This window comes from Arsenicicoccus sp. UBA6765, from assembly GCF_002453335.1.
GTDB classification, from domain to species: domain Bacteria; phylum Actinomycetota; class Actinomycetes; order Actinomycetales; family Dermatophilaceae; genus Arsenicicoccus; species Arsenicicoccus bolidensis.
The window spans coordinates 89432-115329 of sequence record NZ_DKGR01000033.1 but is presented as its reverse complement, the minus strand read 5'-3'; the positions used below and the strand labels follow the sequence as shown (position 1 = coordinate 115329).

The following is a 25898-nucleotide window of genomic DNA, read 5'->3' as shown; positions in this document are numbered from 1 at the left end:
AGAATTCACGGATGGAATCGCCCGCCACCCCCCACCCGCTGAGCCTGATCGAGGAGTTCATCAACACGCGAGGGCCGGACGCGGACGAGCTCAGCACCCGCCAGCAGCTCCAGGCGTGGCTGGCCGGACGCGAACTCGCCCCCGCCGGGGCCACGGTCGACGAGGCGGAGCTCGCCCGGGCGACCTCCGTCCGTGAGGGCCTGCGGGCACTGATCGCTGAGAACAACGCCCCGCCCGTGGACAGTCCTCACCCCGACGGGCTGGACCCCCACGCGCGGAGCGACCTCGCGGGGTTCGTCGCGGAGCTGCCACTCGTGCTGGACATCGGTGGGCCCGCACCACGGCTCGCCCCCCGGGCCGGTCTGTCGGCCGTCGACGCGGCCCTGGCCACCCTGGTCGCCGCCGTGCCGGCAGCCGTCGCGGACGGCACGTGGACGCGACTGAAGGCCTGCCGCGAGCCGAGCTGCCGCTGGGCGTTCTACGACCACTCGCGCAACCGCTCGCGGTCGTGGTGCTCGATGGGGCTGTGCGGCAACCGTGCCAAGGGACGCGCGTTCTACCACCGCAACCAGTGATCTCGCGCGTCCTAGGCTGGCGGCGTGGACGACGGCGCGACCCCGCTGGTGCGGACGCTCCTGGCGCTCGAGGCGATCCAGGACCGGCCGGGGGTGACCGCTGCCCAGCTGGCCGACCGGCTCGGCGTCACCGAGCGGGCGGTGCGGCGCTATGTCCTGACGCTGCGCGAGGCGGGTGTGCCGGTCGAGTCCTCCAGGGGGCCGTATGGCGGCTACCGGTTGGGGCGCGGCGCCCGGCTCCCTCCCGTCGTGTTCACCGAGGACGAGGCGATCGCCCTGGTCACGGCGGTCCTGTCGGCCACGGCGGGGCAGCGGCAGGGGACCGACATCCGGCGCGAGGCGCTGGACAAGGTCATCCGTGCGCTCCCGGCCAGGACCCGGCAGCAGGCAGCCGTCGTGCGCGACACCGCCAGCGGGGCGGGACGTCCGGACCCGCTGCCGGAGCCGACCGTCACCAGCGCGCTGGTCGCCGCCATCGCCGAGGGGCGCCGGGTGGAGCTCGACTACCGCAGCGAGTCGGGCCGTACCCACACCTGGCTCGTCGACCCGTGGGCGCTCGTGGTGCGCCACGGCCGGTGGTACCTCCTCGGCCACTCCCACCACGCCCAGGCGACGCGCACGCTGCGCGCCGACCGGGTGGCGCGGGTGACCGTGACGTCCGAGTCCTGCTCCGCCCCAGCCGATCTCGATCCCGTGGCCGCGCTCGAGGAGGCGCTCGGGGCGGGCTGGGAGCTGACGACCCACGTGCGCTTCGAGGCCCCCGTCGAGGAGATCGCCCGCTGGGTCGGCGCCGTCTCCGGCACGCTGACCGCGGTCGAGGGCGGCTGCGAGCTGCGCGGCTCGACCAGCAACGCCGAGATGTATGTCGTCGAGCGCCTCGCCCAGGTCCCGCACCCGTGGCGCATCCTCGGTGGCCCCGAGCTGCGGCAGGCCGCCCGCGACGTGGCCGCCCGCCTCGCCGCGGCTGCGGACTGAGGCGGGCGGGACGGCATACGCGCTGGTGGGGTCAGAGGCCGACCATCGACATCCCGGCCTCGTCGTAGCGCTCCCCGGCGACGCCGACGCGCTCCGCGAGCCCGTCGAGGTCGGCGACGTCGTCCGCGGACAGGGCGACGGCGGTGGAGCCGGCGTTCTCGTCGATGCGCTCGCGGCGACGGGTCCCGGGGATCGGCACGACGAAGGGGTGCTGCGCGAGCAGCCAGGCGAGGGCCACCTGACCCGGCGTGGCACCGCGCTGCTCCGCAAGGGCCTTGACGTGGTCGACGAGGGCCTGGTTGGCGGCGAGGTTCTCGGCCGCGAACCGCGGCACGCGAGCCCGGATCTCACCCTCGCCGAAGGTCGAGTCGGCCGAGACCGTGCCCGTCAGGAAGCCCTTGCCGAGGGGGCTGAACGGCACGAACCCGATGCCCAGCTCGGCGCACGTCGGCAGGACCGCGGGCTCGGGATCGCGCGTCCAGAGGGAGTACTCGCTCTGGACGGCGGTGACGGGGTGGACGGCGTGCGCCCGGCGGATCGTCTCGGCGCCGGCCTCGGACAGGCCGAAGTGCTTGACCTTGCCCTCCTGGACGAGCTCGGCGACGGTGCCCGCGACCTCCTCGATGGGGACGTCCGGGTCGACGCGGTGCTGGTAGAAGAGGTCGATCGCCTCGACGCCGAGGCGGCTCAGCGAGACCTCCGCCACGCGGCGGATCTGCGCGGGGCTGGAGTCGGTGCCCTTCATCTGGCCGTCCTCGATGCGCCAGCCGAACTTCGTGGCCACGACGACCTGGTCGCGGATCGGCGCGATGGCGTCGCCGACCAGCTCCTCGTTGACGTAGGGGCCGTAGACCTCGGCCGTGTCGATGAAGGTGACGCCGTGCTCGACGGCGTAGCGCAGCACGGCGATCATCTCGTCGCGGTCACCCGGGTTGGAGCCGTAGCTCATGGACATGCCCATGGCGCCGAGGCCGATGGCCGACACCTCGAGTCCCTGCCCCAAGGTCCTGGTGTGCATGGCGATCCTCCTGCTCGTCGACGGGTTCGGATGCATCCATCACACACCGATCGAGAGGGGCAGGGGGAGTCCCTGGCGGGAGGGGGTACTCCCAGGGCCTGCCTGGCGTCGCGTCAGTGGCCCGCGCCGAGGTGGCCGGACAGCTGGGCATGACGGGTCGCCGAGGCGGCGTCGAGACCGACGATCTCCACGCGCTTGCCCTTGGCGGCGTACTTCGCCTCGATGGCGTCCAGGGCGGCGACGGTGGAGGCGTCCCAGACGTGGGACCCGGACAGGTCGACGACGACGTGCTCCGGGTCGCCGGCATAGTCGAACTGGTAGACGAGGTCGTTGCTCGAGGCGAAGAACAGCTCGCCGTGGACCCGGTAGACCCGGGTGTCGATCGTGCCGTCTGCGTCCTCGTCGGTCTCTGTCACCCGCTCGACCGTGGAGAAGTGCGCGACGCGGCGCGCGAACACGACGAACGCCGTGTTGACGCCGGCGATCACGCCGTAGGCCAGGTTGTGGGTGGCGACCGTGACGATGACGGTGACGAGCATGACGATCGTCTCGCTCCACGGCATGCGGCGCAGCGTGGACGGGGCGACGCTGTGCCAGTCGAAGGTCGCGACCGAGACCATGATCATGACCGCGACGAGCACCGCCATCGGGATCCGGGCGACGGCGGGGCCGGCCCCCACGACCAGGCCGAGCAGGAAGAGCCCGGCGAGGAAGGTCGAGATCCGGGTGCGGGCGCCGGAGGCCTTCACGTTGATCATGGTCTGGCCGATCATGGCGCAGCCGCCCATCCCGCCGAAGAGCGCGGTGACGATGTTGGCGACGCCCTGCCCCCAGCTCTCGCGGGTCTTGCTCGAGTGGGTGTCGGTGATGCCGTCGACGAGCTTGGCCGTCATCAGCGACTCGAGGAGCCCGACGAGAGCCATGGCGAGCGCGAACGGCCCGATGACCTGCAGGGTCTCTAGGGTGAGCGGGACGTTCGGCAGGAGCAGGGTCGGCAGCGAGTCCGGCAGCTCGCCCTGGTCGCCGACGGTGGGCATGCGCCACCCGGTCACCTGCACGAGGGCGGTGATCAGCACGATGGCGACCAGGGGCGCCGGGACCGCGGTCGTGACGCGAGGCAGGAGCACCAGCACCGCGATGCCGAGGGCGACGAGGGGGTAGACGATCGGGGGGATGGAGGGGCCGACCAGGTGGGGGAGCTGGGCCAGGAAGATCAGGATCGCCAGGGCGTTGACGAAGCCGACCATCACCATGCGGGGGATGAAGCGCATGAGCCTGGCGACGCCGAGCAGGCTGAGGACGATCTGCAGCACCCCGGCGAGCAGCACCGTGGCCAGGAAGTAGTCGATCCCGTGATCGCGGGCGACCGGGGCGATCACCAGGGCGACGGCGCCCGTCGCGGCGGAGATCATCGCCGGACGGCCACCGACGATCGCGATGGTGCAGGCCATCGTGAACGACGCGAACAGCCCCATGCGGGGGTCGACGCCCGCGATGATCGAGAACGAGATGGCCTCGGGGATGAGCGCCAGGGCGACGACGAGCCCGGCCAGCACCTCGGTCTTGAGCCGCCGGGGGTCGCGCAGCGCGGCGAGCGTCGAGGTGTCTCGGTCGCCGGCGTCGGGGACGAGGGGGAAGCCCCGTTCGCCGCCCCGGGTCTCGGTGGCGCTGGGGGTGGTGCTGGCCAAGGATGGCTCCGTCCATGAAAAGGGCCGCAGCGTGAAGCCAGCTGCGGCGGGGTGAGGCTTCGCGATCCTACCTTGACGCCACGTGAGGGTTGCCCCGCTCAGGCCGTATGCCGGGGGCCGGGGAGCGCGTCGTAGCGCTCCGTCAGGACCCTGGCTGCGCTCTCGCGGGCGCGGCAGGTCGACATCGGAACCTGACCGAAAGCACTGCGCGGCAAGGGGTCTCGTCCCAGTGCGGCGGTGCGGGCGTCGTCCCAGCGGACGAGGACCTGCCAGGCGCCGCCGTCCTGCGCGACCTCCCGGACCGTTCCGACGGCGCACAGCTCCTGGCGGCGCGACAGGTAGGCCCAGATCGTGTCGCCCGCTTGCATCGTCCGGAATCCCGAGCGCAGGCACCAGCGGTCGATCTGCTGAGAGCGTCCGATCGCCTCCCAGACCGGGCCGGCATCGGGACGGGTCCGCCAGTCCGGCGGCTGGTGCTCGGCGTGCGCCGCCGGGTCGATCGGCAGCATCCAGTGGGTCCTTGGTGCCTCGGACTGCGCCTGCACGTGCGGCTGCGAGGCGCCCGGCCAGGACGGGCCACGGCGCAGGCGCACCGGGCCTCGGGCCGTCCGCACGTCGACCGGCCGGCCACCCTGGACCACCTCGATCACGCCCTCGTCGGCGAGGTGGGCGGCGGCATCCCGGGTCGGCTGCATCAGGGCCCGCCACGCTTCGCCCCCGAGCCGACGCGCCACCTCGGAGGGGCAGACGGTGACGTCCTGGGACCGGCGGCCGAGCAGGTCGAGGATGCCGCCCCGGAGCTCGGCGTCGCTGGGTGGCGTGGGCATCCCCGCACTCTAGGTCGTCCGCCGGCTCGGGGCGGCCCTCGCCGCCCCGAGCCGTCACCAAGTGCTGCACTCTGGCGGGGCCGGAGATAGCCACCCGTTGCAGGACAACGGAGTTCGCTCTGCGCCCAGCCAGACTGCAGCACTTGGTTTCAGCGGGCGGGGCTACAGGCTTCCGTAGGCCGCCATGACGACCGACAGGCCTCGGTCGTCGCCCATGGGCCCCTGCTCGACCATCTGGTTCATGACATAGGCGACCGCCATACGGGCGTCGAGGTCCACCAGGGCGACCGAGCCGCCCCAGCCGCCCCACGAGCAGGTGCGGCCCTGCACGGCGTAGCCCATCCCATAGGTGATGGGGGCGCCGAGCACCTCGTCCTGGCCGCTGAACTGCACGTCGAGGGCCCGCGCGCAGCCGGCCTCGGACAGCAGCCGGGTGCCGCGCACCTCTCCTCCCGACGCCAGGACCGACTGGACCCTCGCCACGGACCGCGCGTTGCCGATGCCGTTGCCGCTCGGGATGTCGGCGCGGCGCCAGGCGTCGGTGTTGGCGGCCTCGGCCGGGATGGGCGGGTTGCCGGGACCTCGGGCCTCGAGCTCGGGAGCCCGGGTGGAGGCGGGGATGGTCGCGGCGACGCGGTGCGCGTGCTCGTCGGGCAGCCCGATGTGGAAGTCGGCGTCCAGCGGCCCGGCCAGCTCGTCGGCGAAGAACCGGCCGAGGCCACGCCCCGTCACCCGCCGCACCACCCTCGCCGAGCAGGAAGCCCTGCGTGACCGCGTGGTAGGCGCCGACGACGCCAGGCTCGGAGCTCGGCTCCTGCTCGGAGAGCAGCGAGGTCACGGCGGACCAGTCGTAGAGCTGCTCGAGCGTGAGCTGCTCGGTCCAGGTCGGGAGCCCGGCCGTGTGGCCGAGGACGTGCCGGACGAGCACGCCGCCCTTGCCGGCGGCGGCGAACTCGGGCCAGTACGTCGCCACGGGGGCGTCCAGGTCGATCGCTCCGCGGTCGGCCAGCAGCAGGACGCACAGCGCGGTCATGGTCTTGGTCGTGGACCACACGGTGGTGATGGTGTCTCGCTCCCACGGGACGGTGCCGGCCGCGTCGGCGTCGCCGCCCCAGAGGTCGACCACCGGCTCGCCGTCGATGTAGACGGCCGCGGAGGCGCCGGCGCCGTCCTTGTCCAGTGACGCCGCGAGCGCGTCGCGGACTGCGTCGAAGCGGGGTTGGCACGTGCCGTCGACGGAGACCATCCCTCAGGGTCCACCCGTGAGGGTGGCGGGCGCGACCGAGTTGTTCGGCGTCGGGCGCGCCGCCCGGGAAGTCGACGGGATGCCATCCTGGGGGCGTGCGACCACGAGGGTATGTCGGTGTCGTCGGCCCGGGTGCGGCCACGTCGGAGCAGGTGCAGCAGGCAGTCACGGTCGGCCGGCTGCTCGCCGAGCAGGGACTGGTCGTGGTCACCGGCGGTCTCGGCGGGGTGATGGCCGGAGCAGCGCGAGGGTGCGCCCAGGCCGGTGGGACGAGCCTCGGGCTCCTGCCCGGCGACGACCGCTCCGCCGCCAACCCGCACCTGTCGGTCACCATCCCGACCGGCCTCGGCGAGATGCGCAACGCCCTGCTCGTCCGTGCCTGCGACGCGGTGGTCGCGGTGGGCCACAGCTGGGGGACGGTCAGCGAGATCGCGCTCGCGGCGCGCACCGGCGTGCCGGTGGTGCTGCTGGACGGGCTGCGGTTGTTCAACGAGGTGCCGGTCGACGGCGACGACGTCCGCGCGCCCCGGCACGCGGTGTCGCCCGAGGATGCCGTGTCGAGCGTGCTCGGGGATCTGGGGCTCGAGACCTCGCCTGCTCGTGAGGGTGGCGAGCCGGCATACGACGGCTGGGTGCTTGGCGTCGACGGGGCCCGGGGCGGGTGGACCGGCGCGCTCCTGCCCGTGTCCGGCGCGGGGACGGTGCGGATCGTGGCCGGGGCCGACCTGCGGACCGTGATCGACCGGGTCGATCACGGCGCTGTGCACGTCGAGCTCGTCGCGGTCGACGCGCCGATCGGCCTGCCGGACACCGGGCGCCGCAGGGCGGACGTCGAGGTGCGCGGGCGGCTGGGCCCGCGCGCCGGCTCGGTCTTTGCGACCCCCGTGCGTGACGCGCTGGCGGCCGAGTCGTATGCCGAGGCCCGCCGGATCAGCGTCGCCCGCACGGGCGGGACCAGCCTGGCCGCGCAGAGCTATGCCATGCGCAGGGCCATCCTGGACGTCGACGCCTACGTGCGCGGGGAGGGGCCGACCCTGCCGGTGGTCGAGGTGCACCCCGAGCTGTGCTTCGCGATCATGGCGGGCGCGCCGCTGGCCTCGAGCAAGAAGACTCCCGAGGGGCTGCGCGAGCGCGAGGGTCTGCTCCTGGCCCAGGGGATCCGCCTGCCGCGGGACCTCGACCTCGGTCGGCGTGGTGCCGACGACGTCCTCGACTCCGCCGCCGCGGCCTGGAGCGCGGCGCGCGTCGTCCGCGGGGAGGCCGTCCGCCACCCCGCGCAGCCCGAGCGCTTCAGCGACGGCATCGACGCCGCGATCTGGGTCTGACCCGTCGCCCTCCGACGCCGGGGAACAAAGGCGTGACCGACGGAGTTGAGCCGGATAGACTCAAGTTCACTGACAAGAGCTTGCACATGGATCGCAGGCGGTCATACCTTGAGTGCTGACGACTCAACATCCGCTAGTCAACAAGGAGAGCCACACATGGCACGTGCAGTCGGTATCGACCTCGGCACCACCAACTCCGCCGTCTCCGTCCTCGAGGGCGGCGAGCCGGAGATCATCGCCAACGCCGAGGGCGGTCGCACGACCCCGTCGGTCGTGGCGTTCAGCAAGAACGGCGAGGTGCTCGTCGGCGAGATCGCCAAGCGCCAGGCCGTCACCAACGTCGACCGCACCATCCGCTCGGTCAAGCGCCACATGGGCACGGACTGGAAGCAGGAGATCGACGGCAAGGACTACACCGCGCAGGAGATCAGCGCCCGCACGCTGATGAAGCTCAAGCGCGACGCCGAGTCCTACCTCGGCGAGCCCGTCACGGACGCGGTCATCACCGTCCCGGCGTACTTCGACGACGCCGAGCGCCAGGCCACCAAGGAGGCCGGCGAGATCGCGGGTCTCAACGTCCTGCGCATCGTCAACGAGCCGACCGCGGCCGCGCTGGCCTACGGCCTGGACAAGGGCAAGGAGGACGAGCTCATCCTCGTCTTCGACCTCGGCGGTGGCACCTTCGACGTGTCCCTCCTCGAGGTGGGCAAGGACGCCGAGGACGGCTTCGCGACCATCCAGGTCCGCGCCACCAACGGCGACAACCGCCTCGGCGGCGACGACTGGGACGACCGGATCGTCAAGCACCTCCTGACCCAGGTCAAGAACAACACCGGCGTCGACCTGTCCAAGGACAAGATCGCCATGCAGCGCCTCAAGGACGCCGCCGAGCAGGCCAAGAAGGAGCTGTCCACCGCGACCAGCACCAACATCAACCTGCAGTACCTCTCGATGGGTGAGAACGGCCCGATCCACCTGGACGAGACGCTCACGCGCACCCAGTTCGAGCAGATGACCGCGGACCTGCTGGAGCGCACCAAGGCGCCCTTCCACAGCGTCATCAAGGACGCGGGCATCTCCGTCGGGGACATCGCGCACGTCGTCCTCGTGGGTGGCTCGACCCGTATGCCGGCCGTGTCCAACCTGGTCAAGGAGCTCACGGGCAAGGAGCCCAACAAGGGTGTCAACCCCGACGAGGTCGTGGCCATGGGCGCGTCCCTGCAGGCCGGTGTCCTCAAGGGCGAGCGCAAGGACGTCCTGCTGATCGACGTCACGCCGCTGTCCCTGGGCATCGAGACCAAGGGTGGGCTGTTCACCAAGCTCATCGAGCGCAACACGGCCATCCCGACCAAGCGCTCCGAGGTCTTCACCACCGCCGACGACAACCAGCCGTCCGTGCTGATCCAGGTCTTCCAGGGCGAGCGCGAGCTGGCCCAGCAGAACAAGGGTCTCGGCACCTTCGAGCTCACCGGCATCGCCCCGGCCCCCCGCGGCATGCCCAAGATCGAGGTGACCTTCGACATCGACGCCAACGGCATCGTGCACGTGTCCGCCAAGGACCAGGGCACGGGCAAGGAGCAGTCGATGACGATCTCGGGCGGCAGCGCGCTGTCCAAGGACGAGATCGACCGCATGGTCAAGGACGCCGAGGCGCACGCCGACGAGGACAAGAAGCGGCGCGAGGAGGCCGAGGCTCGCAACAACGCCGAGCAGCTCGTCTACTCCACCGAGAAGTTCCTCGCCGACAACGCCGACAAGCTCCCCGAGGACGGCCGCAAGCCCGTCGACGAGTCCCTCAAGGACCTCAAGGACGCGCTGGCCGCCGAGGGCACCTCGTCCGAGGACATCTCCACCAAGGCCACCACGCTCTCCGAGGAGTCCCAGAAGCTCGGCGCCGCGCTCTACGCGCAGCAGTCCGACGAGGGCGCCGCGGGTGCGGGTGCTGCCGGAGCCGGCGCGGCGGGTGGCGCGGCCGGCGCCGGCCAGGCCAAGGCCGATGACGACGTCATCGACGCCGAGGTCGTGGACGACGACACGGACAAGAAGTGACGGACGACACCACCGGCCGCGTGGGCTCTCCCGAGGGGGAGCCCACCGGCCCGGTGATCCGGGACAAGCGACGCATCGACCCCGCCACGGGCGAGGTGCGCCAGCCGGCCCCCGACACCCCCACACCCACCTCGAGCGACGACAGGGAGACCCCGATGTCCGACCCGTCAGACCAGCACGAGCCCGGTGACCAGCAGAGCGGCATGCCGCAGGACCCGTTCTCGGCCGAGGAGTCGGCCCTGCACGAGGCCGAGGTCGGCGCGGCCGAGGCGGACGCCGCGGCCGAGCGGGCCAAGGCCGACGGCGAGCACCCCGACACGGTGCTGGCCGCCGAGCGGCTCGCCGACCTGCAGCGCCTGCAGGCCGAGTACGTCAACTACAAGCGGCGCGTCGACCGCGACAAGGTCCTGCTCAAGGACCTGGGCGCCGCCTCGGTGATCGAGGCGCTCATGCCGGTCCTGGACGAGATCGCGCTGGCCCGCCAGCACGGCGACCTCGGCGAGGGCACGCCCTTCGCGTCGATCGCCGACAAGCTGCAGCAGGCCCTCGGCCGCTTCGGCCTCGAGGCCTACGGCGCGCCGGGCGACGAGTTCGACCCGGCCCTGCACGAGGCCCTGATGCACGTCCAGGCGGAGCTCCCCGAGGGAGCCACCACCACGACGGTCGTCCAGGTCCTGCAGCCCGGCTACCGGCAGGGCGACCGCGTGCTGCGCGCAGCCCGCGTCTCGGTCGCCGACCCGCAGTAGCACCGCCCACGCCGGCCCGCCAGCACGACTGGCGGGCCGGCCGGGCACCACCCCCTTTGCGTAGCACCTTCGACCCATGGAAGGAGTCGCCGATGGCCAGTCAGGACTGGTTCGAGAAGGACTTCTACGCCACGCTCGGCGTGGCCGAGGACGCCGACGCGGCGACCGTCAAGCGCGAGTACCGCAAGCTCGCCCGCAAGCTGCACCCGGACCAGAACCCCGGTGACGAGGCGGCCGAGCAGCGGTTCAAGGAGATCGGCGAGGCCTACGCGGTCCTCTCCGACGCCGAGCAGCGCAAGCAGTACGACGCCATCCGCCAGATGGCCCACGGCGGAGCGCGATTCGCCCCCGGGGCCGGCGGCAACGGCGGCTTCGAGGACGTCTTCAGCAACCTGTTCACCGGCGGTGGCGCGGGCGGCCCCGGCATGCGGTTCACCACGAACGGCGGACCCGGGGGCGGCCAGCCGGACATGGAGGACCTCCTGCGCATGTTCGGCGGGGGAGGGGGCCAGAGCCCCTTCGGCCAGGGATACGGCGCGTATGGCGCCCCCACCGGCCCGCGGCCCGGCGCCGACGTCGAGGCCACCGTCACCATCGGCTTCCCCGAGGCGGTGCGCGGCGACACCGTCACGCTGACCGCCGCCGACGGCGAGCGCATCACCACCCGGATCCCCGCAGGGGTCAAGGACGGCCAGCGCATCCGGCTCCGCGGCAAGGGCGGCCTCGGCGACCCGCAGGCACCCCGCGGCGACCTCTTCCTCAACGTCACCGTCACGCCGCACGAGGTGTTCGGCCGGGACGGCGACAACCTGACCGTCGAGGTCCCCGTGACCTTCGCGGAGGCGGCGCTGGGCGCCACCATCAAGGTGCCCACCCTGGGCGGAGACCTCGTCGGCGTCAGGCTCGGTGCCGGCACCCAGAGCGGCCAGCGGCTGCGGGTCAAGGGCCGCGGCATCGCCACCAGGTCAGCGACCGGCGACCTGATCGTCACCGTGCACGTCGTGGTCCCGCAGCGGCTCACCGACGAGGCCCGGGCCGCCGTCGAGGTCCTGGCCGCGGAGGACGCCGAGACCGACGTCCGCGCCGACCTGCGGGCCCGCGCCGCGAGGGCGTGATCTCGTGCCCGGCCGCGAGCGACGCGAGTTCGTCCCCGACGACGACGCACCCATCTTCGTGATCTCGGTGGCGGCGCAGCTGGCGGGCATGCACGCGCAGACGTTGCGGCAGTACGACCGGCTCGGCCTCGTCGTGCCCAAGCGGTCCGGGGGCGGCGGGCGGCGCTACAGCGCGCGTGACGTCGCCCAGCTGCGCGAGGTGCAGTGGCTCTCCCAGGAGGAGGGCGTGAGCCTGGCCGGCATACGGCGGATCCTCGACCTCGAGAGCCACGTCAGCGCCCTCGAGGCGAGGCTCGCGGACGCTCTGTCCGAGGTCGAGCAGCTGCGCCCTCAGGCGTTGTACGGCCACCGTGTGTTCGCCGCGGGTCGCCGCGGCGACGTCGTGGCCATGCCACCCGGTCAGCGTCCGCGGGTCGCCCGCTCGACCAGCCAGGCCCTGGTCGTCTGGCGCCCCGACGCGCCGCGCTGAGGCCTACTGGGCCGGCGCGGCGATCTCCCGCGTCGTCAGGGCGGTCTGCATGATGGCGTAGATGTTCTCGGGCCGACGAGCGTCGTAGGCCTGACCGTCGGGGACCGCGGCCGCGATGCGCTGCAGCGCACCGAGATTCGCGTCCTGGCTGATCGCGATCAGCACGAGCCGCACCGGCCGGGCGCTGTCCTTGCCGGCCTGCCTCAGGTTGGCGATCAGCTGCGCCTCGCTGATGGAGCTGGGGTCCTCGTTCTTGCCGTCCGTCAGCAGCACGAGAGCGTTGGCGTAGTCCGGCTGGTAGGTGCGCTGCAGCTGCTGGTAGCCCGCCCAGATCGTGTCGTGGACCGCGGTGCCGTTGGCGCGCTGCCACTGCAGGCCCATCGCCGAGCGCGCGAGGGCCTCACGCTGGGTCAGGGGTCCCGCCGTCGCGTCGATGCGTCTGATCGGGACCCGCTCGACCCAGTCCTTGGGCTGCGAGGCGTGCGCGAGGTCGAAGGTCCACAGGCCGATCTGGCTGCTCGGCGGGAACTTCTCGAGGGCCTTGAGCGCGGCCCCGGACGCGAGCTGGAGGCGGTTCATGCCGGGGATCGCTGGCTTCTTCATCGACTCGGAGGTGTCGATGACCGCCAGCATGCGGGTCTGTCGGGACATGGTGACCCACGTGCGCAGGGCGGTGTCGGCGTCGCTGGCGCGCGGTGTCGATATGACCTTGGGGAGGCTGGCGGGCACACCGGCGAGGTCGGGGCCGTCGGACTCGCCGATCCGGAACCCCGCCTTGCGGAGCGCGTCGACCGACTGGGCGTCGGCCAGGGCGTCCTGCAGCTTGGCGACGGCGGCCGCAGACGGGGCGTTCTTGCCGGCCACGGTCACCATGCGGTAGTCGAGCTGGGGCGTGGCGTCGCTGGGGGTCATCGCCCGCAGCGGCGTCTTGGGGTTGGCCTGGTTGAGGTGGGCGAGCTGCTGCTCGGAGGTGGGGAAGGCAGGCGCGGACGCGGCCGGCGTCAGGGCCTGTCGCCTCAGGTCGGCCTCGTCGACCGTGCTGCGGGACAGGGTCAGCAGGAGACCCTGCAGCGCTCGGGCGTCCTGCGGCGAGGAGGCGACGGCCTGCTTGGCGCCGAGCAGGGCGAGCAGGGACGGGGTGCTCCGCTCCGGGCTCGCGACCTTGAGGGGGACGGCGCGCTGCGCGATCAGCTGGGACCACGTGAGCGGTCCGGGGCGCGCCGTGCCGGCGGCGCCGCGCGGTATGGCGAAGACGACCGGCGACGTCGCGACGACGGGCCCCATGTCGAGCTTGGTGCTGGGAGCGGCGGACGTGACGCGCTCGGCCCACAGGCTGGAGTCGGGGATCCACACCTGCGTGCGGTCGTCCGCCCCGCTCATGAGGCCGGACGCGGTCGCGGACGAGCTCTGCACGTCGACGGTGTAGTCGATGCAGTCGTCGCCGCGCGTCTCCTGCCGCTGGGTCACCTGGCCCAGCACGGGAGCCAGCTCCTCGGTGGTGGTGACGCGCATCGGCGTGACCGAGGAGCAGGCCGACAGGCCGGTGCGCGGTGACGTCGAGCCTGCGGCGGCGTCCCCGGGTGAGTCGTCGTTGACCAGTGCGGCCGCCCCCGCGATGCCGACGACGGCAGCGATGGGCAGGGCGAGGACCGCGACCTTGGGGACGGTCCGCGGGGCAGAGTGGCGTCCCATGGCGGCAATGTAGCCGAGGGGGGGCAGCCGGCGCCCGGGTTGCCGTCTTCAGGCGTGCAGGTGAAGGCCCAAGCGTCGTAACCGGATACGCTGCGTGATGAAGGTCGGCGGATCCGTCACCGTGGGTGTGCCGTTCCGACCCGCACGGCCCTACAGGATCGGCACCTGGGCCCGGGTGCGCTCGACCAGGTCCAGGTCGACGTCGACCACCAGCAGGTCCGGCGACCCACCGAGTCGCGCCCGCACGGCACCCGTCGGGTCGACGACGGCGCTGCGCCCGATGCCAAGGGGCTTCCGGACGGAGTCGGGCCGCCAGGCCTGTCCGGCGGCCACCAACCAGGCCTGGGAGTCGTGCGCCCGTGCGGCCGTCAGCAGGTCCCACTGCTGCGCCTTGCCCGGACCGTCGCCCCAGGAGGCGGGCAGCGCGACGAGCTCCACGCCCGCTCGGCCGAGCTCGGTGAACTGGTCCGGGAAGCGCACGTCGAAGCAGGTCGCCAGCCCCACGCGAACGCCGTCGACCTCCACGCTGACGTAGCCCGACCCCGGAGCGACCGTCTCGGACTCCGTCGTGGTGTAGGCGTCGAACAGGTGCACCTTGCGGTAGGTGGCCTCCGCGTGCGGCCCCGTGAGCAGGAGGGTGTTGTGCACCCGCCCGTCGTCGGCGGGCTCGAACATCCCTGCCACCACGGTGATCTCGTGCCGCTGCGCCGCCTCGCGCAGGGCCTCGGCGAAGGGGCCGTCGAGGGGCTCCGCGTGCGGGCCCAGCGGCACGGCGAAGGTCATCATCGTCGCCTCGGGGAGGACGACCAGCCGGGCGCCGGCCTCCGCAGCCTCGGCCACCAGGCGGCAGGCCTGCTCGAGGTTGTGCTGCTTGTCGTCGGTGCTGGCGAGCTGCCCGGCCGCGACGCGCCAGCGCCTCACGACCGCCCCAGCCCGACGCAGGCGGCCTCGAACGCGGTGTAGGACGTGGGGTCGAACGGCACGAACCGCACCAGGTCGATCCCGTCCCGGGAGTGAGCCGCGACCGTCGTCAGGGCGATGCGCGCGACGTCGGCGACCTTCCAGCCATAGGCGCCCGCGCTCACCGCCGGGAAGGCGATCGTCCGGACGCCCAGCTGCTGCGCGACGTCCAGCGAGCGGGTGTAGCACGACGCCAGCAGCCGGGGGTCGATCTGTCCCTCGTGCCGGTTGGGGCCGACGGTGTGGATGACATAGCGGCAGGGCAGGTCGCCCGCGCCCGTGGCGACGGCGTCACCGACGTGCAGGCCCTCGGGGTAGTCCGTGGCCCGCAGGTGACGGCACTCCTCGCGCAGCGTGGGCCCCGCGGCGCGATGGATCGCCCCGTCCACGCCACCGCCACCCATGAGGGAGGAGTTCGCGGCGTTGACGATCGCGTCCACCGCCTGGGTGGTGATGTCGCCCTGCACGATCTCGATGCCAGCCATGGCTCCCAGCCTACGACGGCGGTCGCCGGGCGGCCCCGGAACCACCCCGTCCCGCAGCGGTCGCGCGGCGTTCACCGTCCAGGGCCGGCCTGGACGCCTGGGCCACCTAGCGTCCTGGAGAACCCGCTGCCAGCAGAGAGGCCCGTGACATGTGCCGCGACGGCTCCCCCCAGCAGGACCATCAGCCGCTTCCCCACGTCTGGGACGAGCCGGTCACGCCCCTCCCGACCGCCACGGGTGCGAGCCATCGCAGCGTCCTGACGGCCGCGGGGGCCGCGGGGGCCGCGGCTCTCGGAGCCGGTCTGCTGCCCGGGGTCCTCGCGGCGCCGGACGCCGGTGCCGCACCCGCCGGGCGGCGGCCGCGCCACGACCGTTACGACTGGCTCGTCGGCGACCACCACGTCCACACGGTGTTCTCGCACGACGCGAAGTACCTCGTCGAGACGCAGGTCGCGCGGGCCCACGAATTCGGCGTCGACTGGATGGTGTTCACCGAGCACTCCAACGTCGGGCACCACGACAAGGGCGCGCACCTGGAGCGCCAGGTCCTGCAGCGGATGCGGCGCCAGTACCCCGACCTGCTCATCTACCAGGGCCTGGAGTGGTACATCCCGGCGGCCGAGCACTGCACCGTCATGGTCGCGCCCGGCGACAACGACGCCGATCTGCTGCGCCAGTTCGAGAGGCTGTGGGACGGCAAGCTCAACCGGTGGGAGAAGCCCACCCCCGGGACCCCGCAGGTCGCCGAGTGGGAGGCCAAGGCGGTCGAGGCGCTGCGATGGCTCGCGGCCGAACGGCGCCGTGGCGTCGTCGACGACGTGCTGGTCCTCGCCAACCACCCGCTGCGGCTGGGCATCGACTCGCCGCACGAGCTGCGCGCCTGGCGTGACGCCGCCCCCGAGATCATGATCGGCATGGAGGGGGCCCCGGGGGCACAGGCGGGTGCCTTCGGGACCAACCGGGCGCCCGGCTACCAGCGCGGGGAGTACGAGAACGCGCCCTCGGCCTACTCCTGGCCGGGCTACCCGCTCGAGGCCTATCGCACGAGGGGCGGTTTCGACTGGGCCAGCTCGGTCGTCGGTGGCCTCTGGAACTCCCTGCTGGCCGAGGGCCAGGCCCTACTGGATCACCACCAACTCCGACCACCACAACGAGTCGCGCGACCGCACCACGGTCGGCGCGTACCCGCCCGGCGAGACCTTCGACACCCTGGGCCGTCGCCCCGACCCCGTCCCCACCGCCGATCCCCAGGGGGGCGGTGACTACTGGCCCGGTAAGTTCAGCCGCAACCACACGGGCGTCGAGCGTCGCAGCTACCGCGCCGTCATGCAGGCCCTGCGCGAGGGCCGCAGCTGGGTCGACCACGGGCACCTGGTCAACCGCGTCGAGGTCGAGGTCACCGGTGGCGGACCGGCGGGTCGCGGTCGCGGCCATGCGGGTGGCCGGCAGGTCAGCGCCACGCTCGGCGGCCGCATCCGCGTCCGCCGCGGCTCCAGCATCACCCTGACGGTCACCGTCCACCCCACGACCTATCGCAACGCCTGGGGGATCCTGCCGCAGCTCGCGCACGTGGACGTGATCCAGGGGAGGGTCACCGGGCCCGCGACCGACCGCGACACCTGGCGGGCGCCCGGCACCCGCGTGGTGCGCACCTGGGACACCGGCGGCCGCCGCGGACCCGTCACGCTGCGCCTCGAGCTCGTCGCGGAGCACTCGGGCTACCTGCGCCTGCGCGGCAGCGACGGCAACCGCCACGGCGTCGGCCCGCTCGGGGCCGCCGTCGATCCCCACGGTCCGGTCCCGCACGACGGGACCCCGGACGCCGGGAACCCCTGGGCCGACACGTGGTTCTACACCAACCCGTGTTCGTCGACGTGGTCTGAGCCCTCTCCACCCCGGCATACGGCAGGTCACATGAGCGCGGAGGTGAGGCGGCAGAAGCCGTCCGCGACCTGCTCGTGCCACGGCCGACGTCTCCACTCCGCGAGGTCCAGCCTGCGCGAGCGGGACCGCAGCTGATCCTCGAAGGCCTCCAGGTCCTGGGCGAACTCGCGCCCCTCGACGAGGGCCGACACCTCGAGGTTGAGGGTGAACGAGCGCATGTCCAGGTTGGACGACCCGATGACCGAGGTCTGGCCGTCGACCGTGAGGGTCTTGGCGTGCAGGACGTAGGGCTGGGGATACATCCAGATCTCCACGCCGGCGTCCAGCAGGATCTCGTAGTAGGACCGCTGGGCGTGGTGCACCAGGAACTGGTCGCCCTGCTCCGACACGAACAGCTCGACCTTGAGCCCCTGCTGGGCCGCGGTCGTGACCGCCATCAGCAGCGACTCGTCCGGCACGAAGTAGGGACTGATCATGCGCACCGAGTGCAGGGCGTTGTAGATCAGGGCGTTGAACAGCTTGAGGTTGTTCTCGGCCTCGAAGCCCGGGCCGCTGGGCACGCACTGGGCGTAGAGGTCGCCGGTCGCCCGCACCTCCGGGAGCCCCTGCGTGGAGCCGACGTCGAGGAGCTCGTCGGTCTCGGAGTACCAGTCGGTGCGAAAGACCGCGTCCAGCTCGAGCACCACCGGTCCGGTGAAGCGCGCCATGATGTCGATCCACTCGCGCCCGAGCCGGCGGTTGCGCCGCTTGCCGTAGCGCGCGTCGATGAGGTTCTGCGAGCCGATGTAGCCCACGGCGCCGTCGATGATGAGCAGCTTGCGGTGGTTGCGCAGGTCGGGGCGCAGGATCTCGCGCTTGAACGGCGTGAACGGGAGCATCCGGGCCCACTGGGCACCTATGGCGTCGAGGCGCTTGATCGTCCGGCGGTAGCCCGGGATCCGCAGGGAGGCCAGGTGGTCGAACAGGACCCGCACCTCGACCCCACGGGCCACGGCCCGCTCGAGGGCCGCGAAGACCGGTGTCGTCGTCTCGTCGAGGCTGAGGATGTAGAACTCGGCGTGGACGTACTCGCGGGCGAGGTCGATCTCCTCGGCCATCATCTCCAGCGACCGGACGTAGTCCGTCTCGACGGTGGCGTCCGACCCCGCGACCATCGGCATGGCGCCGAGTCGCCGGTTCATCCGGGCGAGGGGCTCCAGCCACGGCGGCGCCGAGTCCGGCCCCTGGGTGTCCATGTCGGCCGTGCGCTGCAGGATCACCTCCGACACGCGGCGCTGCTTGTTGCGGCGGCGGCGGGGCAGCTTGGGCGACCCGATGAGGATGAACGCGAAGAGCCCGAGGAACGGGATGAAGAAGATCGCGAGCAACCAGGCCACGGCGCTCGAGGGCCGGCGGTTGTTGGACACGACCGAGGCCGCCACCACGCGGAACGCCAGGTCGAGCAGCACCAGCAGCTCGACGCCGAGGTTGCCCGGCGTGGGTGGCCAGTCGAACCATGCGAACCAGCCGAGCCACCAGTCCATGCTCACCTCCTCCGGACGCAGGACCACCTCGCGTGCCGAGTCTGGCACGCGAGGTGGTGGGGGGTGGGGTCTGCGTCAGCGGGTCACTCCTCGCGGCGTCGCCGTGCCTCGTCGAGGTCGACGGGCCAGCCGCCCTCGCGCAGGCGCTCGCCGACGCGGTGCATCTCCTCCTCGGTGGGGAGCTCGTCGATGACCCTCGTGATGCCGACGCCCACGTCGATCTTGCCCGCCGGCACCATGCCACGACGGACCAGCTCCTGACCGAGCTCGTCGACCTCGTCGTCGGTCAGCCGTCTGCGCAGCAGCGCGAGCAGGGGTTGGTAGTCGGTGTCGGGGACACCGCCGGGGTAGCCGGCGCGCAGCCAGTTGAGCGCGCGCTCGATGAACGAGGTCATGGCCGGTTCCTCAGAGATCGGGGGCTCTCCATCATGGCCTCAGCCGCTGCCGGGCGACGGGTTGCCGACGGCGTCGTCGTGCGGGTCGTGCTGGGCGTGCGGGTCGTGCTGGGCGACCGGCTCGGCCGCGGCCGCCCCCGTCGCGAGCGGCCACCCGCCAGCGGCGAGCCGGCCGGCCACCCGGGCGATGTCCTCCTCGGAGGGCTTCTCCATCGCGACGCGGCGGATGCCGGCCGCGATCTCCTCGCGGCTGATCTCGGAGTCGGGGACGCCGCGGTCCTTGCGGAGGGCGACGGCGATCTCGGCCACCTCGGTCTCGGTGAGGTCGCGGTGCAGGATGCCGAAGAGTGCCACGTAGTCCGACTGCGGGACGCCCTGGGGGTAGCCGCCGCGCAACCAGCCGAGGAGTCGGGTGAAGGGATTGGTGGTCATCGGGGAGGCGATCAGTGCTTGTCGACGAGCACGGGGAAGATGTGCTCGAAGCTGACGGACTTGCCGAAGCCGGACGCCACGATGATGGTGATGCCGAGCAGGACGGCTGCCGCCACGAGGGCGAAGCAGAGGATGCCCAGGGCTCGGCCGACCGGGTGCGGCGACGCCGTGGTGTCGATCTCGGCCGCGCCTCCCACGCCGTAGGCCATGGACCGGATCCCGAGGGCGAACAGGGCAGGCAGTCCGGCGCCGAGGAGCAGCCCGACGGCCAGGACCTTCCACGCCGCGTCGAAGAGCAGCCCGAGGTTGTGCAGCATGACGAACTCCTCTCAGCGAGCCGAGCGCGAGGACGCGAGCGCGTCGGCCGTCTCGGCCGGCACGCCGGAGGCGTCCCACTCGTCGTTGACGTTGTTGTGGTCGACCGGCGCCTGGCGGGACCGGTGGTACATGTAGCCGGCGAGGCCGCACAGGATGGCGAAGATCGTGATGACCCCGAGGAGCCCGCCGAGGGCGTGGCCGATGAACCACATGATCGCCCCCACGGCGGCCGCCGCGGGGAGGGTGATGAGCCAGGCGGCGACCATGCGGGCCGCGACGCCCCAGCGGACCTCGGCGCCCTTCTTGCCGATGCCGGTGCCGAGGATCGAGCCGGTGGCGACGTGCGTCGTCGAGAGCGCGAAGCCCAGGTGGCTAGAGGTGAGGATGACGGCGGCCGACGCAGACTCGGCCGCCATGCCCTGCGGCGAGGCGATCTCGACGAGACCCTTGCCGAGCGTGCGGATGATGCGCCAGCCGCCGAGGTAGGTGCCGAGCGCGATGGCGACGGCGCAGGAGAACTTGACCCAGAAGGGCACGGAGTGGGTGTCGGTGTGGGACCCGTAGCCGATGAGGGCCAGGGTGATGACGCCCATGGTCTTCTGCGCGTCGTTGGTGCCGTGGGCCAGGGAGACGAGCGAGGCCGAGCCGATCTGGCCCCAGCGGAAGCCGGACTCCTTCCACCGCTCGTTGACGCCCTCGGTGATCTTGTAGATCAGCCAGGTGCCGGACGCCGCGATGACGGCGGCGATCACGGGGGACAGGAGCGCCGGCATGATCACCTTGCCGACGACGCCGTCGAGCTTGCTGCCGTCGCCGTTCCACTTGACGCCGGCCCAGCCGATGGCGGCGATGGTCGAGCCGATCAGGCCGCCGAAGAGCGCGTGCGACGAGCTGGACGGCAGGCCGAGGAGCCAGGTCAGGAGGTTCCAGACGATGCCGCCGATGAGGCCCGCCAGCACGATGAGCAGGAGCGCCTGGCCGTGGTCGGCCATGAGGGTCGTGATCGGGGACCCGTCCTTGTTCTGGATCTTGATGACGGCGTTGGTGACCGTGAGGGCGACCTCCACGCTGAGGAAGGCGCCGATGAGGTTGAGGATGCCGGAGAGGGCGACCGCGGTCTTGGGCTTGAGGGCACCGGTCGCGATGGACGTCGCCATCGCGTTGCCGGTGTCGTGGAAGCCGTTGGTGAAGTCGAAGGCCAGAGCCGTGATGACCACCAGCACGAGGAGGATGAGGGAAACGTCCACGGGACCTATTGTGCGGCGCGAAACCACGACCGCGAACCGGGGGCCTGACGCCGCGGCGTGCAGTCACCAGCTGTTCACCCTGATGTCGCACGATGTTCGGCCGTCGGAACGGCTCGGTGGCCGACGCATTCAGGGTTGAGCGGAATAGGCTCAACTCTGTCGAGGTTGCACCAGGTGAGGCCGGGCCTTCCGGCATACACCCCTTGTCCGTCCCACTAGAGGAGCCGCCCCACATGGAGCTGACCACCAAGTCGGCCGAGGCCGTCAACGCGGCCGTGCACGACGCCACCGCAGCGCACCACGCGCAGGTGGAGCCCGCCCACCTCCTGCTCGCCCTGCTCGGCCAGCAGGACACCACCACCGGACCGCTGATCACCGCGTCCGGCGCCGACCCGCAGGCCGTGGGCCGCGCCGCCGCCCAGGTGCTCGCCGGCCTCCCGACCGTGTCCGGGTCCACCAGCACCCCCGGGGCCTCCCAGGCCACCGCGTCCGTCCTGCAGCAGGCCGGCAACGCGGCCGCGGCGATGGGCGACACCTACATCTCGACCGACCAGCTGCTGGCGGCGGTCGCCCGCGCCGGACGCTTCGGCCTCGACCCCGACGCGATCGAGGCGCAGATCCCCCAGGTCCGTGGCGGCCGCAAGGTCACGTCCGCGACGCCCGAGGGCACCTTCGAGGCCCTCGAGAAGTACGGCACGGACCTGACCCAGGTGGCCCGCGACGGCAAGCTCGACCCGGTCATCGGCCGTGACTCCGAGATCCGCCGCGTCGTGCAGGTCCTGTCCCGGCGCACCAAGAACAACCCCGTCCTCATCGGGGACCCCGGCGTCGGCAAGACGGCCGTCGTCGAGGGCCTCGCCCAGCGCATCGTCGCCGGGGACGTCCCGGAGAGCCTGCGCAACAAGCGGCTCATCTCCCTCGACCTCGGTGCGATGGTCGCCGGGGCCAAGTACCGCGGCGAGTTCGAGGAGCGGCTCAAGGCCGTCCTCGACGAGATCCGCCAGTCCGACGGCGAGATCGTCACCTTCATCGACGAGATCCACACGATCGTGGGCGCCGGCGCCTCCGGCGACTCGTCCATGGACGCGGGCAACATGCTCAAGCCCCTCCTGGCCCGCGGCGAGCTGCGGCTCATCGGCGCGACCACCCTGGACGAGTACCGCGAGAACATCGAGAAGGACTCGGCCCTGGAGCGGCGCTTCCAGCAGGTCTTCGTGGGCGAGCCGTCCGTCGAGGACACCGTCGCGATCCTGCGTGGGCTCAAGGAGCGCTACGAGGCGCACCACAAGGTCGCGATCTCCGACTCGGCCCTCGTGGCCGCGGCCGCGCTGTCCGACCGCTACATCACCGGCCGCAAGCTCCCCGACAAGGCCATCGACCTCGTCGACGAGGCGGCGTCGCGGCTGCGCATGGAGATCGACTCCTCGCCCGTCGAGATCGACGAGCTCCGCCGCCAGGTCGACCGCCTCAAGATGGAGGAGCTGCACCTGGAGCAGGAGACCGACGACGCCTCTCGCGAGCGGCTGGCGCGGCTCCGCAAGGAGATCGCCGACCGCAGCGAGGAGCTCGCGGGTCTCAACGCCCGCTGGGAGGCCGAGAAGGCCGGCCTCAACCGGGTCGGTGAGCTCAAGGCTCAGCTCGACGAGGCACGCTCGCGCGCGGACATGATGGTCCGCGAGGGCCGGCTCAACGATGCGGCTCCGATCATGTATGGCGAGATCCCCCGCCTCGAGCGTGAGGTCGAGGCGGCTCAGGCCGCCGAGTCCGAGGCGGCCGTCTCGGCGGTCGCCGCAGGCGGACCCATGGTGCAGGAGCAGGTCGACGCCGACGCCATCGCCGAGGTCATCTCCGCGTGGACCGGCATCCCCGCCGGCCGCCTGCTCGAGGGTGAGACCGAGAAGCTGCTGCACATGGAGGAGGTCATCGGCGAGCGGCTGATCGGCCAGGCCGCGGCGGTGCAGGCCGTGTCCGACGCGGTCCGGCGCTCGCGGGCCGGGGTCGCGGATCCCGACCGTCCGACCGGCTCCTTCCTCTTCCTCGGCCCCACCGGCGTCGGCAAGACCGAGCTGGCCAAGTCGCTCGCCGACTTCCTCTTCGACGACGAGCGCGCCATGGTCCGCATCGACATGTCGGAGTACTCCGAGCGTCACTCGGTGGCTCGCCTCGTGGGCGCGCCTCCCGGCTACGTCGGCTACGAGGAGGGCGGGCAGCTGACCGAGGCCGTGCGGCGTCGTCCCTACAGCGTGGTGCTGCTCGACGAGGTGGAGAAGGCCCACCCGGAGACCTTCGACATCCTGCTGCAGGTCCTCGACGACGGTCGCCTCACCGACGGGCAGGGGCGGACGGTCGACTTCCGCAACGTCATCCTCGTGATGACCTCCAACCTCGGGTCGCAGTTCCTCGTCGACCCGACGCTGGACGAGATCGCCAAGCGCGACGCCGTCATGGCGACCGTGCGGACGGCGTTCAAGCCGGAGTTCCTCAACCGCCTGGACGAGGTCGTGATCTTCGATCCGCTGTCCAGGGACGAGCTCGGCCACATCGTCGGCCTGCAGGTCGAGGAGATGGGGCGTCGCCTGTCCGGCCGCCGGATCACCCTCGAGGTGACGGACGCGGCTCGCGAGTGGCTGGCCCTCACCGGCTACGACCCGGCGTACGGCGCCCGACCGCTGCGCCGGCTGGTGCAGCGCGAGATCGGCGACCGCCTCGCCAAGGCGCTGCTCGGCGGCGACGTCCGCGACGGGCAGACGGTGGTCGTCGACCGCGACGGTGACGCCGACGCGCTGACCCTGCGCTGACGCGCCCCTGGTTAGGTCGCTGCGGCTCTAGAAGATCGGCAACCAGGCGCCGGCGCGGTCCTGGAAGGTCTGGGCGTCCCACGACCCCGCCCCGGCCGGGATCCGACCGAGCAGGGGTGCGCCGGTCACCTCCGGCAGGTCCTCCAGGTTGAGCCGCATGGCCAGGTCGGGGTGCTCGGGCCACGACCCGATCACGAACCCCAGGCAGTCCAGGCCGCGCAGCTGCAACGCCTCGGCCGTCAGCGCCGAGTGGTTGAGGGTGCCGAGCCCGGCGGTGGCCACCACGACGACGCCGACCCGCAGGCCGAGCTCCTGGACGCACAGTGCCAGGTCGGCCAGGGTGCCACCGGCCAGGTCGAGCCGGACCAGCAGCCCACCGGCACCCTCGACGAGGACCAGGTCGACGTCCGCGCGCCGCGACACCTGGGCTACCTGGGACGCCAGGACCGGCACCGGCGGGATGTCGATGCCGGCGTGCCGGGCGGCCGTGTCCGGCGCGAGCGGTTCGGGCAGGCGCACCAGCTCGTGCGTCTGCAGCTCACCGGCGAGCCGGCGCACCTCGGCCAGGTCAGCGTCCTCATCCGGCCCGACCCCCGTCTGGCAGGGCTTGACCACGGCCACGCGCAGGCCCTGCTCGCGGAACCCGACGGCGAGGGCCGCCGTCGCGACGGTCTTGCCGACGTCGGTGCCGGTGCCCGTGACGACGATGACGGGGGCGGTGCTCTCGGTGCTCATGGCCATCAGCCTCTCAGCCGTGCGCCAGCGCGACGGCCTCGACCAGCGCGCGGGTGATGGTGGCGACCTCGGCCTCCGAGCACGCGTAGGGCGGCATCGTGTAGACGAGGTCCCGGAACGGCCGCACCCAGACACCCCGGTCCAGGGCAGCCGCGGTCACCTCGGAGACCCGGACGGGCTCGTCCAGCTGTATGACGCCCACGGCGCCCAGCACCCGGACGTCCCGCACGTGGCGGAGGGATCGAGCAGGTGCGAGCCCGGTGCGCAGCCCCCGCTCGATGCGGGCGACCTCGGACGCCCAGCCGCGGGCCTCGAGCAGGTCCAGCGAGGCGAGGGCGACGGCGCACGCCAAGGGGTTGCCCATGAACGTCGGCCCGTGCATCAGCGCCCCGGCCGCGCCGCCACTGACCGTGCGGGCCACCTCGCTGGTGCACAGCGTCGCCGCCAGCGTGAGATAGCCGCCGGTCAGGGCCTTGCCGACCGTCATGATGTCCGGCACGATCCCGCACCGGTCCGAGGCCCACAGCGTCCCCGTGCGGCCGAAGCCCGTCGCGATCTCGTCCACCACGAGCAGCGCGCCCGACTCGCGGGCCAGCGACGCGAGCACCCGCACGGCGTACGGGCTGTAGACGTGTATCCCGCCCGCGCCCTGCAGGATCGGCTCGACCACGACCGCCGCGACGTCGGCGGCGTGCTCGGCATACAGCCTGCGTGTCTCCCGCTCCCAGGCCACCATCGCGGGATCGCTGCCGTCCCGGTCGAGGCCGCCCGGTGGGCGCGGCGCGAAGACCTGCTCGGGCAGCACGCCGGTGAACAGCGAGTGCATGCCGCCCTCGGGGTCGCACACGCTCATCGGGGCGAAGGTGTCGCCGTGGTAGCCGCCGCGGATCGTGAACATCCGCCGGCGTGGTCGGCCGAGGGCGACGTGGTGCTGCCAGGCCATCTTGAGGGCGACCTCGACGGCCACGGACCCCGAGTCGGCGAGGAAGACGTGCTGGAGCGGGGACTCGTCGCCGCCACCACGTGGGGCGAGCTCGACCAGCCGCCGGCCGAGGCGGATGGCGGGCTCGTGCGTCAGCCCGCCGAACATCACGTGGCTCATCCGGCCCAGCTGGTCGTGCGCGGCCGCGTCGAGCTCCGGGACGGCATACCCGTGGATGGCGCACCACCAGGAGGACATGGCGTCCACGACCTCGCGGGTCTCGCCGTCCACGTCCAGCCGCAGCCGCACCCCCTCGGCGGAGCGCACGAGGTGAGGCGCCGTGATGGCGGGAAAGGTCGAGTAGGGGTGCCAGAGGTGATCCCGGTCCCAAGCGACCAAGGGCGTCTCCTGAACAGTGTTCATGACGCCAGTATGGCGTCGCACCCGGCCCGACCGGGGTGGTGCCACGGCGGG

24 protein-coding genes and 1 pseudogene are annotated in these 25898 nt (G+C 72.4%); 10 read left to right on the top strand and 15 right to left on the bottom strand.

Annotated features, from left to right (window positions below):
• Window positions 1-11: 11 nt before the first annotated feature.
• A complete protein-coding gene (locus tag B4K29_RS09605; protein WP_286960098.1) occupies window positions 12-575 on the top strand; it encodes a CGNR zinc finger domain-containing protein in 564 nt (187 codons plus the stop codon).
• Window positions 576-599: 24 nt separating this feature from the next.
• Window positions 600-1550, top strand: coding sequence for a helix-turn-helix transcriptional regulator (locus B4K29_RS09600; protein ID WP_286960099.1), 951 nt, complete (start codon window positions 600-602; stop codon window positions 1548-1550).
• Window positions 1551-1581: 31 nt separating this feature from the next.
• Here the strand turns inward: B4K29_RS09600 and B4K29_RS09595 are convergent, their stop codons facing one another.
• From B4K29_RS09595 to B4K29_RS18445, 5 genes and pseudogenes are all read right to left on the bottom strand, one after another.
• Window positions 1582-2568 (bottom strand): aldo/keto reductase, encoded by a 987-nt coding sequence (locus B4K29_RS09595; RefSeq protein WP_286967146.1) that lies wholly within the window; start codon window positions 2566-2568, stop codon window positions 1582-1584.
• 113 nt (window positions 2569-2681) lie between these two features.
• Window positions 2682-4256 (bottom strand): SulP family inorganic anion transporter, encoded by a 1575-nt coding sequence (locus tag B4K29_RS09590; RefSeq protein ID WP_376786851.1) that lies wholly within the window; start codon window positions 4254-4256, stop codon window positions 2682-2684.
• A gap of 98 nt (window positions 4257-4354) precedes the next feature.
• On the bottom strand, window positions 4355-5083 hold the full coding sequence (locus B4K29_RS18345) for a DUF3253 domain-containing protein (RefSeq protein WP_313666748.1): 729 nt from the start codon (window positions 5081-5083) through the stop codon (window positions 4355-4357).
• A 162-nt stretch (window positions 5084-5245) separates the two neighbouring features.
• A complete protein-coding gene (locus B4K29_RS09575; RefSeq protein ID WP_286967144.1) occupies window positions 5246-5824 on the bottom strand; it encodes a serine hydrolase in 579 nt (192 codons plus the stop codon).
• A 19-nt stretch (window positions 5825-5843) separates the two neighbouring features.
• A pseudogene (locus B4K29_RS18445) lies at window positions 5844-6329 on the bottom strand (serine hydrolase domain-containing protein); the annotation flags it as partial.
• 95 nt (window positions 6330-6424) lie between these two features.
• Between B4K29_RS18445 and B4K29_RS09570 the strand changes: the two are divergent.
• From B4K29_RS09570 to B4K29_RS09550, 5 genes are all read left to right on the top strand, one after another.
• The gene (locus B4K29_RS09570) at window positions 6425-7654 is read left to right on the top strand and encodes a TIGR00725 family protein (RefSeq protein ID WP_286967143.1); all 1230 of its coding nucleotides are present in this window, start codon (window positions 6425-6427) and stop codon (window positions 7652-7654) included.
• 156 nt (window positions 7655-7810) lie between these two features.
• Window positions 7811-9703: a molecular chaperone DnaK gene (gene dnaK / locus B4K29_RS09565; RefSeq protein ID WP_239261234.1), complete on the top strand. Its 1893-nt coding sequence runs from the start codon at window positions 7811-7813 to the stop codon at window positions 9701-9703.
• Window positions 9700-10449 carry a nucleotide exchange factor GrpE gene (locus tag B4K29_RS09560; RefSeq protein ID WP_286960102.1) on the top strand — a complete coding sequence of 250 codons (750 nt, stop codon included), beginning with the start codon at window positions 9700-9702 and terminating at the stop codon, window positions 10447-10449. Before dnaK ends, B4K29_RS09560 begins: the two co-directional genes overlap by 4 nt.
• A 92-nt stretch (window positions 10450-10541) precedes the next feature.
• Window positions 10542-11564 carry a DnaJ C-terminal domain-containing protein gene (locus B4K29_RS09555; RefSeq protein ID WP_286960103.1) on the top strand — a complete coding sequence of 341 codons (1023 nt, stop codon included), beginning with the start codon at window positions 10542-10544 and terminating at the stop codon, window positions 11562-11564.
• 4 nt (window positions 11565-11568) lie between these two features.
• The gene (locus B4K29_RS09550) at window positions 11569-12033 is read left to right on the top strand and encodes a heat shock protein transcriptional repressor HspR (protein ID WP_286960104.1); all 465 of its coding nucleotides are present in this window, start codon (window positions 11569-11571) and stop codon (window positions 12031-12033) included.
• A 3-nt stretch (window positions 12034-12036) separates the two neighbouring features.
• Here the strand turns inward: B4K29_RS09550 and B4K29_RS09545 are convergent, their stop codons facing one another.
• From B4K29_RS09545 to B4K29_RS09535, 3 genes are all read right to left on the bottom strand, one after another.
• Entirely contained in the window at window positions 12037-13725 is a 1689-nt protein-coding gene (locus B4K29_RS09545; RefSeq protein ID WP_286967142.1) for a substrate-binding domain-containing protein, read from the bottom strand.
• Window positions 13726-13875: 150 nt separating this feature from the next.
• Entirely contained in the window at window positions 13876-14646 is a 771-nt protein-coding gene (locus B4K29_RS09540; RefSeq protein ID WP_286967141.1) for a carbon-nitrogen hydrolase family protein, read from the bottom strand.
• The gene (locus tag B4K29_RS09535; protein ID WP_029210813.1) at window positions 14643-15170 is read right to left on the bottom strand and encodes an O-acetyl-ADP-ribose deacetylase; all 528 of its coding nucleotides are present in this window, start codon (window positions 15168-15170) and stop codon (window positions 14643-14645) included. Before B4K29_RS09535 ends, B4K29_RS09540 begins: the two co-directional genes overlap by 4 nt.
• 149 nt (window positions 15171-15319) lie before the next feature.
• On the opposite strand from B4K29_RS09535, the gene B4K29_RS09530 reads away from it, so the two are divergent.
• Together B4K29_RS09530 and B4K29_RS09525 are read left to right on the top strand one after the other, a co-directional pair.
• Window positions 15320-16432 (top strand): PHP domain-containing protein, encoded by a 1113-nt coding sequence (locus B4K29_RS09530; RefSeq protein ID WP_286967140.1) that lies wholly within the window; start codon window positions 15320-15322, stop codon window positions 16430-16432.
• A gap of 64 nt (window positions 16433-16496) precedes the next feature.
• On the top strand, window positions 16497-17189 hold the full coding sequence (locus B4K29_RS09525; protein ID WP_286967139.1) for a hypothetical protein: 693 nt from the start codon (window positions 16497-16499) through the stop codon (window positions 17187-17189).
• Here B4K29_RS09525 and cls read toward each other — a convergent pair.
• From cls to B4K29_RS09500, 5 genes are all read right to left on the bottom strand, one after another.
• Window positions 17081-18577: a cardiolipin synthase gene (gene cls, locus B4K29_RS09520; protein WP_239261250.1), complete on the bottom strand. Its 1497-nt coding sequence runs from the start codon at window positions 18575-18577 to the stop codon at window positions 17081-17083. The two genes, B4K29_RS09525 and cls, sit on opposite strands and share 109 nt — an antisense overlap.
• Window positions 18578-18660: 83 nt before the next feature.
• Entirely contained in the window at window positions 18661-18972 is a 312-nt protein-coding gene (locus B4K29_RS09515; protein WP_019284998.1) for a DUF3349 domain-containing protein, read from the bottom strand.
• Between the two features lie 39 nt (window positions 18973-19011).
• Window positions 19012-19404 carry a DUF3349 domain-containing protein gene (locus B4K29_RS09510; RefSeq protein WP_029210811.1) on the bottom strand — a complete coding sequence of 131 codons (393 nt, stop codon included), beginning with the start codon at window positions 19402-19404 and terminating at the stop codon, window positions 19012-19014.
• A gap of 11 nt (window positions 19405-19415) precedes the next feature.
• Window positions 19416-19721: a hypothetical protein gene (locus tag B4K29_RS09505; protein WP_019284996.1), complete on the bottom strand. Its 306-nt coding sequence runs from the start codon at window positions 19719-19721 to the stop codon at window positions 19416-19418.
• Window positions 19722-19733: 12 nt separating this feature from the next.
• Window positions 19734-20969, bottom strand: coding sequence for an inorganic phosphate transporter (locus B4K29_RS09500; protein ID WP_019284995.1), 1236 nt, complete (start codon window positions 20967-20969; stop codon window positions 19734-19736).
• A 233-nt stretch (window positions 20970-21202) separates the two neighbouring features.
• Here B4K29_RS09500 and clpB point away from each other — a divergent pair, with 233 nt between their 5' ends.
• Window positions 21203-23767, top strand: a complete 2565-nt coding sequence (gene clpB, locus B4K29_RS09495; RefSeq protein WP_286960447.1) for an ATP-dependent chaperone ClpB — start codon at window positions 21203-21205, stop codon at window positions 23765-23767.
• A 27-nt stretch (window positions 23768-23794) separates the two neighbouring features.
• On the opposite strand, the gene bioD is transcribed toward clpB, so the two are convergent.
• Window positions 23795-24502: a dethiobiotin synthase gene (bioD, locus tag B4K29_RS09490; RefSeq protein WP_286960449.1), complete on the bottom strand. Its 708-nt coding sequence runs from the start codon at window positions 24500-24502 to the stop codon at window positions 23795-23797.
• A gap of 13 nt (window positions 24503-24515) precedes the next feature.
• Window positions 24516-25847 carry an adenosylmethionine--8-amino-7-oxononanoate transaminase gene (locus B4K29_RS09485; protein WP_286967137.1) on the bottom strand — a complete coding sequence of 444 codons (1332 nt, stop codon included), beginning with the start codon at window positions 25845-25847 and terminating at the stop codon, window positions 24516-24518.
• Between the last annotated feature and the right edge of the window lie 51 nt (window positions 25848-25898).